Annotated in this window: 15 protein-coding genes and 1 rRNA gene; 10 read left to right on the plus strand and 6 right to left on the minus strand. The window is 64.4% G+C overall.

Annotated features, from left to right (window positions below; all coding sequences use genetic code 11):
• Positions 1 to 6 precede the first annotated feature (6 nt).
• A complete protein-coding gene (thpR, locus tag KW821_RS12645) occupies positions 7 to 549 on the minus strand; it encodes an RNA 2',3'-cyclic phosphodiesterase (RefSeq protein WP_218291679.1) in 543 nt (180 codons plus the stop codon).
• Between the two features lie 98 nt (positions 550 to 647).
• Here thpR and hrpB point away from each other — a divergent pair, with 98 nt between their 5' ends.
• From hrpB to KW821_RS12660, 3 genes are all read left to right on the plus strand, one after another.
• A complete protein-coding gene (gene hrpB / locus KW821_RS12650; RefSeq protein ID WP_218291680.1) occupies positions 648 to 3,107 on the plus strand; it encodes an ATP-dependent helicase HrpB in 2,460 nt (819 codons plus the stop codon).
• Positions 3,108 to 3,218: 111 nt separating this feature from the next.
• Complete coding sequence (gene mrcB / locus KW821_RS12655) at positions 3,219 to 5,540, plus strand: penicillin-binding protein 1B (RefSeq protein WP_218291681.1); 2,322 nt, start codon at positions 3,219 to 3,221, stop codon at positions 5,538 to 5,540.
• A gap of 41 nt (positions 5,541 to 5,581) precedes the next feature.
• On the plus strand, positions 5,582 to 5,983 hold the full coding sequence (locus KW821_RS12660; RefSeq protein WP_218291682.1) for a VOC family protein: 402 nt from the start codon (positions 5,582 to 5,584) through the stop codon (positions 5,981 to 5,983).
• Between the two features lie 79 nt (positions 5,984 to 6,062).
• Here KW821_RS12660 and KW821_RS12665 read toward each other — a convergent pair whose 3' ends face one another.
• Entirely contained in the window at positions 6,063 to 6,383 is a 321-nt protein-coding gene (locus KW821_RS12665; protein ID WP_218291683.1) for an SMR family transporter, read from the minus strand.
• Positions 6,371 to 6,784, minus strand: a complete 414-nt coding sequence (locus KW821_RS12670) for a multidrug efflux SMR transporter (RefSeq protein ID WP_218291684.1) — start codon at positions 6,782 to 6,784, stop codon at positions 6,371 to 6,373. The genes KW821_RS12665 and KW821_RS12670 overlap by 13 nt, the downstream gene beginning before the upstream one ends.
• Positions 6,785 to 6,941: 157 nt before the next feature.
• Between KW821_RS12670 and KW821_RS12675 the strand changes: the two genes are divergently transcribed.
• Entirely contained in the window at positions 6,942 to 7,823 is an 882-nt protein-coding gene (locus KW821_RS12675) for a LysR family transcriptional regulator (RefSeq protein WP_042652980.1), read from the plus strand.
• A gap of 69 nt (positions 7,824 to 7,892) precedes the next feature.
• On the opposite strand, the gene KW821_RS12680 is transcribed toward KW821_RS12675, so the two are convergent.
• Positions 7,893 to 8,408, minus strand: coding sequence for a DUF2937 family protein (locus KW821_RS12680; RefSeq protein ID WP_218291685.1), 516 nt, complete (start codon positions 8,406 to 8,408; stop codon positions 7,893 to 7,895).
• A 214-nt stretch (positions 8,409 to 8,622) separates the two neighbouring features.
• On the opposite strand from KW821_RS12680, the gene KW821_RS12685 reads away from it, so the two are divergent.
• Positions 8,623 to 9,327 carry a phosphatase PAP2 family protein gene (locus KW821_RS12685; RefSeq protein WP_218291686.1) on the plus strand — a complete coding sequence of 235 codons (705 nt, stop codon included), beginning with the start codon at positions 8,623 to 8,625 and terminating at the stop codon, positions 9,325 to 9,327.
• 265 nt (positions 9,328 to 9,592) lie between these two features.
• Complete coding sequence (locus tag KW821_RS12690; RefSeq protein WP_218291687.1) at positions 9,593 to 10,495, plus strand: sulfite exporter TauE/SafE family protein; 903 nt, start codon at positions 9,593 to 9,595, stop codon at positions 10,493 to 10,495.
• An 81-nt stretch (positions 10,496 to 10,576) separates the two neighbouring features.
• On the opposite strand, the gene KW821_RS12695 is transcribed toward KW821_RS12690, so the two are convergent.
• Positions 10,577 to 11,389, minus strand: a complete 813-nt coding sequence (locus KW821_RS12695; protein ID WP_042653308.1) for a hypothetical protein — start codon at positions 11,387 to 11,389, stop codon at positions 10,577 to 10,579.
• 214 nt (positions 11,390 to 11,603) lie between these two features.
• A complete protein-coding gene (gene hemL / locus KW821_RS12700; protein WP_218291688.1) occupies positions 11,604 to 12,890 on the minus strand; it encodes a glutamate-1-semialdehyde 2,1-aminomutase in 1,287 nt (428 codons plus the stop codon).
• Positions 12,891 to 13,116: 226 nt separating this feature from the next.
• Here hemL and clcA point away from each other — a divergent pair, with 226 nt between their 5' ends.
• The 4 genes from clcA to KW821_RS12720 all read left to right on the plus strand — a co-directional run.
• Positions 13,117 to 14,511: a H(+)/Cl(-) exchange transporter ClcA gene (gene clcA, locus KW821_RS12705; protein WP_042652975.1), complete on the plus strand. Its 1,395-nt coding sequence runs from the start codon at positions 13,117 to 13,119 to the stop codon at positions 14,509 to 14,511.
• A gap of 87 nt (positions 14,512 to 14,598) precedes the next feature.
• On the plus strand, positions 14,599 to 15,291 hold the full coding sequence (locus KW821_RS12710) for a DUF6776 family protein (protein WP_218291689.1): 693 nt from the start codon (positions 14,599 to 14,601) through the stop codon (positions 15,289 to 15,291).
• A 90-nt stretch (positions 15,292 to 15,381) separates the two neighbouring features.
• Entirely contained in the window at positions 15,382 to 15,732 is a 351-nt protein-coding gene (gene erpA, locus KW821_RS12715; RefSeq protein ID WP_042652973.1) for an iron-sulfur cluster insertion protein ErpA, read from the plus strand.
• Between the two features lie 529 nt (positions 15,733 to 16,261).
• Positions 16,262 to 16,366 (plus strand): 16S ribosomal RNA (locus KW821_RS12720); the annotation flags it as partial.

The raw sequence follows: 16,366 nt of genomic DNA on the forward strand, positions 1-16,366 counted from the left end.
GGCTCATCAGGCCAGGTCTTCTCGCGTGTCCGCCTTGGCGCGGGCGCGCAGGGGCCAGCAGGCGAGCGGCTGGTAGCAGACCCCGTCCGGCGTGCTGACGGAGCGATAGAGGCAGAAGTGATCGGCGGTCAGCACGAAATCCGGCGCCGGCAGCTCGGCGGGGGCCTCGCCGGCCTTGCGCGACAGGGTGACATGGGGGCGATAACCCTGCTCGCCGTTGCCAAGGCCCAGCCTCTCGCCGTGGCGCCGCAGCGCTTTGGCCAGCACATTCAACTCGTTCGGCCACTCGCTGGGCCCCACCCAGGCGGCCTTGGCGCGGTGGAACCAGCCGGTCTGATCCAACGGGATGCGCAGCGGCGGGCAGTGTTGCCGCTCGGCAGCGGCCATCAGCCTGGCCTGGGTGGCCTCGTCGGCTTCGCCGAGAAAGGCCAGGGTCAGGTGCAGGTTGGCCTGGGGCACCGGCAGGCCGGGCCAGGGGCGTCGGTCACGCCAGTCGATCAGCTCGGGGGCAGTCTCGTGCAGGGGCAGGGCAAAGAAGAGTTTGGCCATTCGGGGGATGGTGCCTTTTTTTCACGCTCATAACATGGCCCCATTCTATGGCAGAATAGACGCCGTTTTTAAGGTCATCACAGAAGGTTTTCGCCGCTTTGTCCCAACTCCCCATCGTTTCGGTGCTGTCCGGGCTGTTTGATGCCATCGACCAGCACGCCAGCGTGATCCTGCAGGCGCCGCCCGGCGCGGGCAAGTCGACCCTGTTGCCGCTGGAGCTGGTGCGCCAGGCCCGCTTGTCCGGCCGCATCATCATGCTGGAGCCCCGTCGGCTGGCGGCGCGCAACATCGCCGGCTTCCTGGCCCGCCAACTCGGCGAGAAGGTGGGGGAGCGCATCGGCCTGCGGGTGCGCGGCGAGAGCCGAGTCAGTGCCCAGACCCGGCTGGAGATAGTGACCGAGGGGGTGCTGACCCGGATGTTGCAGCAGGATCCCGAGCTCCCTGGCGTCTCCCTGATCATCTTCGATGAATTCCACGAGCGCAGCCTGCATGCCGACACCGCCCTGGCCTTCGCCATCGAGAGCCAGCAGGGGCTGCGCGACGATCTCAAGTTGCTGATCATGTCCGCCACCCTGGATGGCATGGCGCTGGAGAGCCTGCTGCCGGACGCTCCCGTCATCCGCTCCGAGGGGCGCGGCTTCCCCATCGACTACCACTATCGCCCCGCCAATCGCCAGCAGTGGCTGGAGCCCCAGCTGGGCGCCGTGGTGCTGGAGGCGCTGGCCAGCCACGCCGGCAGCGCCCTGGTGTTCCTGCCGGGGCAGGGGGAGATAGAGCGGCTGGCCCAGTGGCTGGCAGGACGGCTGCCCGATGATGTGCGCCTGGCGCCGCTCTATGGCCGCCTCGACATGGCGGCGCAGCAGGCCGCCATCGAGCCGGCGCCGGCGGGCTGTCGCAAGCTGGTGCTCACCACCAATGTGGCGGAGACCTCCCTCACCATAGAGGGGGTCTCGGTCGTCATCGACAGCGGGCTGGAGCGGCGCGCCAGCTTCGATCTGAAGAGCGGTGTCACCCGGCTGGAGACCCGCCAGATCGCCAGGGCCTCCGCCACTCAGCGGGCGGGCCGGGCGGGTCGCCTCGGCTCTGGGGTCTGCTACCGGCTGTGGAGCAGCGAGGTGCAGGAGCGCCTCGCCGAGCAGAGCCCGCCGGACATCCTGACCCAGGAGCTGACCGGTCTGCTGCTGGATGCCGCCCAGTGGGGGGCCAGGGTGGAGAGCCTGCCGCTGCTGGACATGCCCCCCGCCGCCGCGCTGGCCGGCGCCCAGCGTCTGCTGGTGGCCCTCGGGGCCATGCAGCCGGGCGGTGAGCAACAGCTCACCCCTCAGGGTCGGGCCATGGCGGCGCTCGGCACTCATCCCCGGCTGGCGCGCCTGCTGCTGCGGGCCCGGGAGCTGGAGGCCGAGGGTCTGACAGGGATTGTCGCCGATGCCGCTTATCTGGTGGCGCTGCTGGAAGAGGATCTGCGAGGATCCGAGCGCCTCTCGGTGCTGTTCCACCGCCGCCTGGGGGCCCTGCGTCAGGGCGCCGCCCGCTGGTTCGAGCGGCTCGGGGTGCGGCCCGGCTCTGCACCACGGGAGGCTCAGGGGCAGTGGCTGGGGCTGCTGTGCGCCCTCGCCTGGCCGGATCGGATCGGCAAGTTGCGCAGCGCCACCCGCTATCAACTCAGTGGTGGGGTGAGCTGCGATCTGGTAGAAGGTCATCCATGCCAGGGACAAGGCGCCCTGATCGCCATCGAGATGGGGCAGAACGAGCGCGGCAGCCGCATCTTCATCGCCGAGCCGGTGGAGCTGGACGAGCTGGTCCGCCTGCTGCCCGAACTGGTGAGCGAGCGCCAGTGGTTCGACTGGGACGAGCGGGAGGAGCGGGTGCGGGCCGAGCGCCAGCAGGTGCTCGGCGAACTGGTGCTGAGCCAGCGGCCGCTGACCGAGTTGTCGGACGAGCAGAAGGGGCGCTGCCTGCTGCAGGGCATTCGCCGCAAGGGGCTGCACGTGCTGCCCTGGGATGAGCAGAGCGAAGGGCTGCTGGCCCGCCTGCGCTGCGCCGCCGACTGGTTGCCGGATGAGGGCTGGCCCGCCATGGACGACGAGAGCCTGCTGACCCGGCTGGAAGAGTGGTTATTGCCTGCCCTGAGTGGCATGACCCGGCTGGAGCAGCTGAAGCGGCTCAATCTGGTGGACATATTGCGCCAGTCCCTGCCCTGGCCGCTGCCGAGGCGGTTGGACGAGGCGCTGCCGAGTCACTTTGCCGCGCCGACCGGCAGCCGGGTGCGGATCCGCTATCAGCCGGGTCAGGCGCCGGTGATCCCGGTGCGGATCCAGGAGATGTTCGGCCAGGCCAGCACCCCCTGCGTGGCCGATGGCCGGGTGGCGCTGGTGGTGGAGCTGCTCTCGCCGGCCCAGCGGCCGCTGCAGATCACCGCCGATCTGGCCGCCTTCTGGGCCGGCTCCTACGCGCTGGTGAAGAAAGAGATGAAGGGGCGCTATCCCCGCCACTACTGGCCGGACAATCCCCTCGAGGCGATGCCGACCCGGGTGACCAAGAAGAAGATGGGCATGTAGAGGAAGTCAGGCTCGATTGGCGAAGCGCAATCGGCCCTACGGCTCTCGCCAAGACCAATGAGATAATGATTACGCCCGCGATGGCGACATAACGAATAGCAAAGAGGATTCATGGCAACGCAACAACGCAAGCGTACCCCCAAGAAGGCGGCGCCCAACCGCACCATCTGGCGCAAGCTGTTCTGGCTTGGTTTCAAGCTCTCCCTGGTGGTGGGCGCCTTCATGGTGGTATTTGGCATCTACCTCGATACCAAGGTACGCGAGCGCTTCGACGGGGAGAAATGGCAACTGCCGGTGATGGTTTACAGCCGTCCGCTGGAGCTCTATCCCAGCCAGCGCATCTCCCAGGCCCAGATGCTGCGCGAGCTCAACATGCTGAGCTACAAGCAGGTGCGCCAGCCCCATACCCCGGGCGAGTACGCCATCAACGGCAATCGCATCGAGCTGGTCCGCCGTCCGTTCGAATTCTCTGACGGCGCCGACGGCGCCCGCGGCCTGCGGCTCACCTTCAACGGCGCCCGGCTGGAGGGGATCCAGTCCCTGGAGACTCAGCGCCAGCTAGGTTATGCCCAGATGGACCCGGTGTTGCTGGACCGACTCAACACCGAGGATCGGGAGGATCGCCTGCTGGTGCGCATCGCCGAGGTGCCGGACAGCCTGCTGATCACCCTGCTCACCACCGAGGATCGGGACTTCTACCAGCACGGCGGCGTCTCGCCGGTGGCCATCATGCGCGCCATGGCAGCCAACCTGCTGGCCGGTCGCACCGTTCAGGGGGGCAGTACCCTCACCCAGCAGCTCGCCAAGAACTTCTTCCTGACCCGGGAGCGCAGCCTGTGGCGGAAACTGCAGGAAGCCTACATGGCGGTGTTGATCGACTACCGCTACAGCAAGGACGAGATCCTGGAGTCCTACCTCAACGAGGTCTATCTGGGGCAGAACTTCTCCCAGGGGGTCTATGGCTTCGGGCTCGCCTCCTACTTTTACTTCGGCATCCCGGTCAACGAGCTGGACATCGATCAGGTGGCGCTGCTGGTGGGGCTGGTGAAGGGCCCCTCCTATTACGATCCCTGGCGCTTCCCCGAGCGGGCCAAGGCGCGCCGGGATCTGGTGCTCAAGCTGCTGATGGATCATGGCAGCCTGCAACCGGCCGAATACGAGCTGGCCAGCAAGCAGCCGCTCGGCATCATCGCCCGTGGCCAGATGAGCTATGGCCGTACCCCGGCCTTCATGGGGCTGCTCAAGCGCGAGATCCAGAGCCGCTTCGGCCCGGATCTGCTCAAGCAGTCCGGCCTCAAGATCTTCACCAGCCTGGATCCCATCGCCCAGCACGCCGCCGAGCAGGCGGTGGAGTCCGGCCTAGCGCTCATCGAGAAGCAGCGTGGCAAGAAGAAGCTGGAGGCGGCCATGGTGGTCTCCGACTGGCACAAGGGGGAGGTGGTCGCCATGGTGGGTGGCCGGGATCCGCGCTACGCCGGCTTCAACCGCGCGCTGGATGCCCGTCGCCAGATAGGCTCCCTGGTGAAACCGGCGGTCTATCTCACCGGCCTCTCCAATGGCCTGACCCTGGGCACCCCGCTCAAGGATCAGCCTATCCGCATCCGTGGTCAGGATGGCCAGATCTGGACGCCGCAGAACTACGATCGCAAGTTCCGCCAGAGCGTGCCGCTGATGGAGGCGCTGGCCAGCTCCCTCAACGTGCCGACCGTCAACCTGGGGTTGCAGGTGGGGCTGGACAAGGTGGTGGACACCCTGCACAAGCTGGGGGTCGATCAGGATATCCAGCCCTATCCGTCGCTGGTGCTGGGGGCGGTGGCACTGTCGCCGATGGAGGTGAACCAGATGTACCTGCCCATCGCCAACCAGGGGCTGACCCAGCCGCTGTCGGCCATCCGCGCCGTCATCAACAGCGATGGCAGCCAGCTCTATCAGCATGATCAGGCCGCCAAGCGGGTGACGGACCAGCAGGCCAGCTGGCTGACCCTGTTCGCCATGACCAAGACGGTGAGCCAGGGCACGGCCCGCGCCCTGAGCGCCAAGTTCCCTGGCGCCACCATGGCCGCCAAGACCGGCACCACCAACGAGCTGCGCGACTCCTGGTTTGCCGGGATGGACAACAACGAGCTGGTCAGCATCTGGGTCGGCCGGGATGACAACCAGCCCGCCGGGCTGACCGGGGCCAGCGGTGCCCTGCAGCTGTTCAGCGGCTACATGAGCCAGCGCGGGGTCAACAGCCTGGGGCTGAAGATGCCGGAAGGGGTGAGCTGGGCCAACTTCTCCCGCTCCAGCGGCGCCCGGGTCGCCAGCGATTGCCCCGGCAGCCTGCAGGTGCCGGCCAAGCTGGCAGGATTGCCTGCACCCGCCAGCTGCGCCAGTCCGGTGACCAACCCGGTCAACGCGCTGGATAACTGGTTCAGCGGTTTCTTCAACTAACGACGACGGGCGGCCTCGCCGCCCGTCTCTCTGGAGTGGATATGACGGTTTCCCTCTTCGATGGCATCCATCACCTGGCCATCATCGCCAGCGACTATGGCCGCTCGCGTCACTTCTATCATGAGGTGCTAGGGCTGCCCATCATCAACGAGACCCTGCGCGAGGAGCGCCACTCCTGGAAGCTGGATCTGGCGCTGCCCGACGGCAGCCAGCTGGAGTTGTTCAGCTTCCCGGCGCCGCCGGCGCGGCCCTCCCGGCCGGAGGCCTGTGGCCTGCGCCACCTGGCGTTTCGGGTGAAGGCGCTCGAGCCCGTCATCGCCCATCTGCAGCGGCACCAGATTGCGGTGGAGCCGGTGCGGGTCGATGAGCTGACCGGCAAGCGCTTCACCTTCTTCGCCGATCCCGATGGCCTGCCGCTGGAGCTCTACGAGACGGGCCGCTAACCCTACTCGCGGGCTGCCACAAACCCAAAAAGCCGCCAGGCGTTGCCTGGCGGCTTTTTTAATGGGCGAGTGGCGAAGGTCAGGCCGTGGTCAGCAGCCCGACGGCGAGGGCCATGACCAGGATGCCGGCCCAGCCGACGGGCTTGAGCCGCTCGCCAAACAGCAGCAGGCCCCCGAGCGCCGTGCCGAGTATGCCGATGGCGCCCCAGGTGGCATAGGCCACCGCCAGATCGATCCGGCCTGTGCTCACCGCCTCACTGAGCAGGGTGAAGGCGCAGAGCACCAGCAGTATGCCGAGAAAACCCCAGCCCTTGTGGCGGAAACCGAGGGAGCGGTTGATCGCCATGTTGGCCCCCACATCCAGCAGGGCCGCGCCCAGCACTATGATCAAGGGGTGCATGTCGCCTCCTTCCCGCCGAGTGGGCCTGTGGACTCAGCTTGACGGGCCAGCGGCGCGTCGTGGCTCTCACCCATAGTCACCATAACAATACCCACTATTGCCAGCGCCAGCCCGATCCACTCCTGGGCATTCAGGTCATGGCCCAGGAACAGCACCGAGACCGTGGTGATCAGTGCGATCCCCAGCCCTTCCCAGAGCGCGAACGCAATACCAATGGAGATTGTTTTGGCGGCCTTGGCCAGCAGCAGATAGGAGAAGGAGATGAGCAGCCACATCGGCAGGTAGTTGAGCCAACCGGCGTCATTCTCCGGGATCAGCGCCATGCTGGAGGTGCCTGCCACCTCGGTCAGGATGGCGCCCGTCAAGAAGGTGCGCGCTAAAAACAGCGGTCTGAATAACATAAAATTTCCTTTTGTTGCTGCGACGGGAGAGAGGATAGCCGGGCTGGGGCGGGGCGCAGGAATCGCTGAGCGTCGACTATTCGAACGCTGACGGTTTGCCTTGCCAAAAGGGGGTGGGTAATCTGACTCTGGAACACTCCGCCATCAGAGCGCGATCATGAAGCTTTATCAGATACAACTCTTTGTAGAATCAGCAGACAGCGGCTCGATCGCCAACGCGGCCAGGCGTCTTGGCAAGAGTCGCAGCGCCGTCAGCACGGCGATCGCGGCACTGGAGATCGAGCTTGGCGTCGACCTTTTCGAACGAGGGGCCAACCAGAGCCGGCTGACCGAGATCGGTGAGCAGGTGCTGGACGACTGCAAGCGGTTGCTGCAGGCGGCCAACAGCCTGAAACTCAAGTGCGAGCATCACGCCTCAGGCGCCGAGGTGGCGCTGCGGGTGGCGCGGGACGACGCCATCCCCGAGCCGGTCTGGCGCGAGCTGCTGGGCAACCTGCGCCGCCAGTTCCCCGGCACCAGCATCTCCCTGGTGCTGGCCTCGCCCCCCGAGCTGCCCGCCCTGGTGGAGGAGGGCTTCGTGGATGCCGCCTTTGGCCTCATCACCGAGGAGCAGGAGCGCAGCGGTCTCAATATCGACGTGCTCAATCCGATCCGCACCCTGATGGTGGTGGCGCCGAGCCACCCGCTGGCCGGCCTGAAGCGGGTGCTGCAGCAGGATTTGACCGGCCACACCCAGGTCACGCTCTCCTACGTCGACGAGTTTTCGGTCAAGAGCCTGTTGCCCATCGGCGGCCAGCACATCGGCCTGTCGAGCTTCGAGCTGATGCGGGATGCGGTGCTGGACGGGCTCGGCTGGGCCGTGCTCCCTTCCCCCTTGATCCAGAGTCAGCTGCGGCAGGGGGAACTGCTGACCCTGAAACACAAATTCAGCCTGCAATGGCGGGACTACGGGGTCTACCTGTCGGAGAATGCCCACCATGGCAAGGTGCTGGCCTGGTTGAAGAAGGCCATTCAGGCCTATCTCGAGCCCTTCGAGTAGCCGCCTCGGGGGAAGGGGAAAGCAAGAGGGGCCCTGGGGCCCCTCTTGCTGATCTGCGCTGACGCCGGCTCAGCGCAGGCCATGGCGCGGCGCAGGCTGGCGTAGGCGGAAGGGCAGCGAGAGGATGCCGAGCAGCAGATCCCCCAGCAGGGCAGCGAGCAGACCCCCGACCACCCCACAGAAGATGGCGGCCTGCTTGAGCGGCACCACATAGCTGTAGTTGTGCAGGGTATCCTGCCAGAGCCGGGGATCCGGTTGCAGCAGCAGGTGGGACAACTGCTGGTACCAGGGCTTGTCCTGGAAGGCGCGCTCCTGTTGCAGGCGCTGCTGCTGGCTCACCAGATGCTGCAGGCTGGCGGCATCCTGGGCAAACACCGGATCCGGGTTGGTGCTGTAGTGCTCGACCAGGGCCGCCAGATCGCCGCCGAAATGCCGGTCCGCTGTGCCCTGGAAGGGCGCCAGACTGAGGTCGGCCTGCTGCAGGCGGGCATCCAGCCGCTGGTAGTAGAGATCGATCAGCCCAGGTATCTGCACACCCGCCAGCAAACCGAGCGCAAACAGCATCATGCGAAGGTAACTGCGCATCGTCATCATCCTGAAGAGAGGGAGTCGTCATACTAGCCGCAACGGGGGGGCGAGCCAAGGTGGTGTCTCCATCCGGCGTGGGTGCCAGCTGGCGTGGCCGGAATAAGATTTCGCAGGGTATTCCTCTCCCATTGCCTTCCACGAATTTGTGATTTGAATCACGAATTTTATGTTTTAACATGTGGCCTTTTTTCGCATTCGAAGGGAGGCTCGCATGAGCAAGTTCGTACCTTTCTATCTGGTCGGGGGCCTGATCGCCATCAGCTGGGCCGCCCTGCCGGGTCATGGTCCATGGGACCAATGGGATCTCTCCACCTTCCGGCTGGTCAACGGCTGGCTGGGCCAATACTCCCGCTGGGCCGATCTGGTCGCCATCACCAACAACCGTCTGTTCGATCTGGCCACGCTGACCTGCATGGGCGCTATCCTGGCAGCCTGCTTCGGCCGGGCCTATGGGCAGGAGCGCCGTCGTCTGGTGGCGATGGGGATTGTCATGTTGCTGGGGGCCTTGCTGATCAACCAGCTGGGTCATCTGCTGCCGGTCAAGCGTCCCAGTCCCACCCTGACGGTGGCAGGAGCGCTGCGGCTGACCGAGCTCAGCGCCATCCCCACCAAGGACTCTGCCGGTTACAGCTTCCCCGGCGATCATGCGCTGTTTCTGATGATCTTCGCCGGGTTTGCCCTGCGCTATCTGCCGCGCTGGGCCGGTATCCTTGCGGTGCTGATGGTGCCGCTGTTTTCGGCACCCCGCATTCTCGCCGGTGCTCACTGGCTGACGGATATCTATGTCGGTGCGCTCTGTCTCGCCCTGCTCTGTCTGCCGCTGCTGTTGTTGACGCCCTGCTCGGATCGGCTGATCGACCGCCTCGAGCCCTGGCTGCCCCGCTGGTTGCCCTTGGGCCATCGGCTACGAGGCTGAGGGGCGGGCAATAAAAAAGAAGGCAGCTGAAAACCGCCTTCTTTTGGTTATGCACCATCGGCGACTGTGGTCGTCGCGAAATGACCATAATTACGACCGATGACCCCGGGCTTGCGCCCTCATCGACAAGTATTAGCAGAGCCGTTCGAACTCGTCTGCCCGGACCTGGCCCCCTGAATCGTTGGCATGGGGTGAATGGTTGATCCTGACCAAGATTTTTTTATTTCTGCTGCCTTAGAATCGCCGCCCTTGCTGGAGAACCCCAATGTTAATCAATCTGCTGCGCCTGCTCTTCATCGGCTGCGGCCTGGTCTTCATCTTCATGCTGATCCATGCCTGGTGGCACAAGCGGCGCCTGGGCGAGCTCGAGCCCACCCCCTTCTGGCCGGTGGCGGGCATCGGCTTCGTCGCCAATTTTCTCGATACCCTGGGGGTCGGCAGCTTCGCGGTGAAGACCGCCTGCTACAAGCAGTTCAAGCTGATCGATGATCGGCTGCTGCCCGGCACCCTCAACGGCCAGTGCGTGTTGCCGACCGTGACCCAGTCCCTGATCTTCATCGGCGCGGTCAAGGTGGATCCGCTCACCCTCATCGGCATGATGGCGGCGGCGGCGGCGGGAGCCGCCTGGGGGGCGAGTCGTGTCGCGGCCTTCGACCGGCAGACCATCCGCCTGGTGATGGCGGTCTCCCTGCTGGTGGTGGCCGGGCTCATCTTCGCCGGGCTGCTGGGGCTCTTCCCCCTCGGTGGCGAGGCCATGGGGCTGACGGGCTACAAGCTGGCCATAGCCCTGCTCGGCAACTTCCTGTTCGGGGTGTTGATGAACGTCGGCATAGGCCTGTTCGCCCCCTGCATGACCCTGGTCTATCTGCTGGGGATGAACCCCATGGCGGCCTTCCCCATCATGATGGGCTCCACCGCCGTGCTCAGCGTCTTCTCGGCGGGCACCTTCATCCGGCGGGGGGCCTTCGATGCCAGGGCCGTGCTGGCGGTGGCCATCTTCGGCCCGCTCGGGGTGGTGCTGGCCGCCATGGTGGTGCAGTCCATGGACATGGAGATGTTGAAATGGCTGGTGGCCTTCGTCGTCATCTATACCTCCTGGACCATGTACGCCTCCTGGCGCGCGGCGCGCCATCAGCCCCGCTCCCAGCTGGCCGAGAGCGCAGGCTAGCAGGGGTATAGGACTGGGCTGGCCGGGGTACATGGACACAGCCCGTCAAGGGGATGCCGGCACGGTGGATGGTCTCTGCCATCATTTATGTCTCCTGGACCAGCCGCGCCTCCTGGCGAGTGGGCCGGCGTCGCTCTCCTCCGCGGGTGGGCGGCGCAGGCTGGCCTGCACCAGTGCCGCCTCGGCCTTGGCGCCGAGGAAGACATAGAGCCCCAGCGCCAGCAGCAGCCCCACCGCACAACCCATCACCCCCACCGCCGGCCAGAGCAGCTCGATCTGGCCCAGCGAGCCCTTGAACAGCAGCAGCAAGCCCTCGATGGAGACCGCGATCAGGATGGCGGCGATGAAGCGGGTGATGGTGCGGCGGATGGCGCTGTGGCGGAAGATGTCCTTATGCAGCAGCACCTCCTCCTCCAATATGGTCTTGCCCAGATCGAATACCGCCAGCGCCAGGGTCAGGAAGATGATGGCGCTGAAGGCGCCGAGCCGGTTCGGCTGGGTGCCGCACAGCAGCAGGTAGATCTGCTCAAGGCCATGCCAGATCAGGGTCGCGACTATGAGAAACAGCGCCAGGCTCAGCACCACATACACCGCCCTGAACCAGGGAATGGCGCGGCGCCGCTCCCTGTCCCCCATCAGCCAGGCGATCAGCTGATGCAGGTTGATGCCGAGCTCGCGGCCATGGCCCTGCACCACCAGTCGCAGCTGTGCCTGGGGGGCGGGGACGGGGGCCAGTATGGCCGGCGCGGCCTGGCTCTGACCTATGCTCTGCACGAAGGGATAGCCCTTGAGGGAATCCTGGGGCAGGGTGAGCAGACCCAGCAACAGGGGGGCCAGCTCGGCTTCATATTCCTGATAGCGCCGCAGCACATCGATGGGGCTCATCTCTGCCATATAGACCTCGGTCAAGTGGGCTCCTGCACTAGCTGGTGCAAATAGTGGGCCCGCTTTATGACAGCCAGAGTGGCGCATGTTGCACCAAGGGGTGGCAAAGCGCGGCGGGACGCCCTGAGATCGCACCAGAAAGGGGAGGGACGCGAGTGGAGGGCTTGCCGGGGGGGGGATGAAAAAAAGGGCCCCTGAGGGCCCTTTGCTATTTCGGCGTGGCTTAGCCTGCCAGCTTGGCGAAGCTGCGATCGGCGGCAGCCAGGGTGTGCTCGATCTCCTTGTCACCGTGCGCCAGCGACAGGAAGCCGGCCTCGTAGGCGCTCGGCGCCAGGTAGACCCCCTCTGCCAGCATCAGGTGGTAGAAGCGCTTGAAGCGCTCCATGTCACAGCGGGTCACCTGCTCGTAGCGGGTGATCTCGGCCTCGTCGGTGAAGAAGAAGCCGAACATGCCGCCCACGTGGGTGATGGCGAGCGGGATGCCGTGCCTGGCGGCGGCGGCCTTCAGCCCCTCGGCCACCCGGGCGGTCTTGGCGCTCAGCTGCTCATACAGACCCGGCTCCTGCAACAGATCCAGCATGGCGAGGCCGGCGGCCATGGCCACCGGGTTGCCGGACAGGGTACCGGCCTGGTAGACAGGACCGGTCGGAGCTATGTACTGCATCACCTTCTTCTTGCCGCCGAAGGCACCGACCGGCATGCCGGCCCCGATGATCTTGCCGAGGGTGGTGAGATCCGGCTCTATGTTGTAGTGACCTTGCGCCCCGCGCAGGGAGACGCGGAAACCGGTCATCACCTCATCCAGGATCAGCAGGGCGCCGAACTCGTCGCAGATGGCGCGCAGCCCTTCCAGGAAGCCGGGCACCGGCGGGATGCAGTTCATGTTGCCGGCCACCGGCTCGACTATGATGCAGGCGATCTCGCTGCCGTACTGCTCGAAGGCCTCGCGCACCGACGCCAGATCGTTGAACACGCAGGTCAGGGTGTGCTTGGCAAAGTCGGCGGGCACGCCCGGGCTGTTGGGCTGACCCAGGGTGAGGGCGCCGGAGCCGGCCTTGACCAGCAGGGAGTCGGCGTGACCGTGGTAGCAGCCTTCGAATTTGACGATCTTGTCGCGGTTGGTGTAACCGCGGGCCAGCCGGATGGCGCTCATGGTCGCCTCTGTGCCGGAGTTCACCATCCGTACCTGCTCCATGGAGGGGACGATCTGGCGCACTTTCTCGGCCATCAGCACCTCGAGCTCGGTGGGGGCGCCGAAGCTCAGCCCCTTCTCCACCGCCTTGATCACCGCGGCCTTGATGGCGGGGTGATTGTGGCCGAGCAGCATGGGGCCCCAGGAACCTATGTAGTCCACATAGGCCTGGCCATCCACATCATAGAGATAGGCACCATCGGCATGATCGATGAAGCGGGGAGTACCGCCGACCCCATTGAAGGCGCGGACCGGTGAGTTGACGCCGCCCGGAATGGTCTGGCGGGCCTGTTCAAACAGCTGATCTGATTTTGACATGGATCATCCTTAATGGGATTTTGGATGTCACACTGGGGGCGGTAGCCGATTGCGGCTCGGCAGCCAGGGATGGGAGGAGTATGCTTTGCGCTCTCGCTACCCGGGCCGCTGGCTCGCTCCGTGACACAGGAAAACGGGCCGACTATAGCAGAAAGCCGCTGTGCAGGGCAGCCGGGCCATGGGCCGGGTGTTTCTTGAAACTGGTAAGATATGAACGTGGTCTCCCATGCAGCAACAAGTGCCTCCCTCTTCTGAATCTCCGCCGCCGCGTCGCCCGCCCGCCCTGCGGCGCCTCATCCAGCAGGACAAGATGCCGCTGCTGGTGCTATTGCTCGCCGCCCTGGTGGGCATGCTGGCCGGGCTGGTATGCGGGCTGTTTGAATCCGGCGTGCACTGGATGGCCGAGCAGCGTCTCGCGCTGCTGGCCGATCGCCCCTGGTGGCAGCTTGGCCTGCTGGGGTTCGGGTTCAGTGCCCTGCTGGGCTTGGTCGGCTATTTCCTCACCCACACCTTCGCCCCGGAAGCGGGCGGCTCCGGCATTCCCGAGATCGAAGGGGCCATGGATGAGCTGCGCCCGGTGCGCTGGTGGCGGGTATTGCCGGTCAAGTTCTTCGGCGGTATCTGCACCCTGAGTTCGGGCATGGTGCTGGGGCGGGAGGGGCCCTCGGTACAGATTGGTGGCAACTTGGGCAAGATGGTGGCCGATATCTTCCGGCTGCCCAAGGAACATGGCCATGCTCTGCTGGCGGCGGGGGCGGCGGGAGGCCTCGCCGCCGCCTTCAATGCGCCGCTGGCGGGGATCCTGTTCGTGATGGAGGAGATGCGGCCCCAGTTCCGTTACTCCTTCCTCGCCATCAAGGCGGTGGGGATCTCGGCCGTGATGGCGACCCTGATGCTGCAAAACATGAAGGGGCAGGCGCCGGTGATCAGCCTGCCTCACTACGATGCGCCTACCCTGAAGGCGCTCTGGCTGTTCCTCTTCATGGGCGGCTGTTTCGGCGTGCTGGGATTCGTCTTCAACAAGTTGGTGCTCGCCTGTCAGGACGGCTATCTGGCCCTGCATCAGAACAAGCGCCACCGCTTCGTCGCCATCGGCATGCTGGTGGCGGGCACCTTCGGCGTGCTGTCGTTGTTTGCTCCCTCGGTCACGGGGGGCGGGACCGAGCTGATCCCGCACCTGATGGGCGATGAGTATGCGATGGCGACCCTGTTCCTCATCTTCTCGGTGCGGCTGATCGCCACCCTGATCTGCTTCTGCTCCGGTGCCCCCGGCGGTGTCTTTGCCCCGACTCTGGCCCTCGGCACCCTGTTCGGGGTGGTGTTCGGCCACCTGTTCCATGCGGCTTTCCCCGATCTCGGCATAGAGCCGGGCGCCTTCGCCATCGCCGGCATGGGGGCGCTGTTTGCCGCGACCGTGCGAGCCCCCATCACCGGCATAGTGCTGGTGACCGAGATGACGGACAACTATCAGCTGATCCTGCCCATGATGATCACCACCATAGGGGCCACACTGGTGGCGCAATGGCTGGGGGGACGTCCCATCTATTCCCAGATCCTGGAGCGAACTTTACGGCTCGCGGCGCGTCAAAAGCGGGGAGAGAGCAGCGTGACTGCCGGTTAACTCCTTGTTTGTCCGCATCAATCGGATGAGGTCGCGTATAGTGAAGGGAAAGTGGCCGTGGTATGGCGTGGTAATAGAAGAGGCCCTATGTCCCGAATCGTGAAGCTGTTGATTGTGTTGGTGATGGGGGCGCTCATCGGGTATTTCGTCGGTAATCGGCAGGAGCTGGCCCAGAGCAGCCTGCTGACGGTGCAGCAGGAGACCCTGGAGCGTCAAAGCAAGGCCATTGGCCAGCTCAAGACGGAGCTGGGGGTCAAGGAGACCTTGCTGGCGACCCAGAGGGCGGCCTTCGAGCAGTTGCAGCAGACGCTCAAGGATCAGGAGGCGCAGGTGCAGGAGCAGAAACGCCAGCTGGCCTTCTTCGAGCGGATCATGAGACCCACCGGCGAGCAGGTCGGCGTGGTGGTGGACAACCTCACCCTGCAGGAGACCAGCGTACCCGGTCGTTACCACTATCGTCTGGCCCTGACCCAGCCAGCCAAGAAGCGTGAGCTGTTTCGCGGTCAGGTGCAGATCCGGGTGGAAGGCAGCCTGGCAGACAAACCCAAGACGCTCAGCGGAAGGGAGCTGGGGATGAAGGCGGGTGAGGGGCGCTATGCCTTGCGCTACTTCCAGTTATTGGAAGGGAACTGGCAGTTGCCGGAAGGCTTCATCCCGGATCGGGTGCGAGTCACCATCGCCAAGGAGGGTAGGCAACCCGCACAGGAACTGCTGACGGAATGGAGCGAGGTGCTCAAACCGTTGGTGGCCCAGCCAGCCCCCTTGCCGGTGGTGCAGTAAGTAGAGTGGTGAATACTTGAACTAAATGGTCGGGTATTGGATAATTTCGCGGTTTCCATGTTTGTGGATGTAATGGTTGTGAGGTCAGTAATGAGTGCAGTAACAGAAGCCCCGTTGCCAATCCAGATGACGGATGCGGCGGCAAACAAGGTCAAGACCTTGATTACCGAAGAAGAGAACCCTGAGCTCAAGTTGCGGGTCTACATCACAGGAGGGGGCTGCTCCGGTTTCCAGTACGGCTTCACCTTTGACGAGAAGATCAACGAGGGGGACACCGTCGTCGAGAAGAGCGGCGTCATCATGGTGATCGATCCCATGAGTCTGCAGTATCTGGTCGGTGGCAGCGTGGACTACACCGAAGGTCTGGAAGGCTCCCGCTTTACCGTGACCAACCCCAACGCTTCTACTACCTGTGGCTGCGGCTCCAGCTTCTCCATCTGATGGGTCAGTGGCACGCATTTGAAAGGGTCCGATAGGACCCTTTTCTATTTCCGCATCCAGCTTTCCTATATATGAGCCTTCTTTATAGAGGCTGGCACCTGGCCTGCTCGACCCCGTTGCCGCCGCCTTCGACCTCCTATGAGCCCCTTTGTGGTGGTGTCTTGTACTATTTGGTTGTTGATTAAACACTTGAACATCTTTCTCAAAAAAACACATAGTTTTTGCTTGTCAGAAAGAACCAGATCCCTATAATGCGCCTCCATCAGCACGGCGCAGTGCGCGTCTGGTCTGGCTTGCAAAGCAACCCAGTGAGGGTTATAGTTTCAAACCCTGCTCTTTAACAATTTGAATCAAGCAATCTGTGTGGGCACTCACAGCGTCGAGCATCAAAAACAATTTTTGATTTTCAATGTCTGGTGAAGTGACCAAAACGACTTGTTAGCAATAACAAGCCGAACAGTTTATTTCAGCAATTCATTGAGCCGCTGAAGTTCGCTACCTCGGTAACGAATGAACGCAAACCAAACTTAAATTGAAGAGTTTGATCATGGCTCAGATTGAACGCTGGCGGCAGGCCTAACACATGCAAGTCGAGCGGCAGCGGGAAAGTAGCTTGCTACTTTTGCCGGCGAGC

It is taken from the genome of Aeromonas sp. sif2416, assembly GCF_019218665.1.
Taxonomy (GTDB): domain Bacteria; phylum Pseudomonadota; class Gammaproteobacteria; order Enterobacterales; family Aeromonadaceae; genus Aeromonas; species Aeromonas encheleia.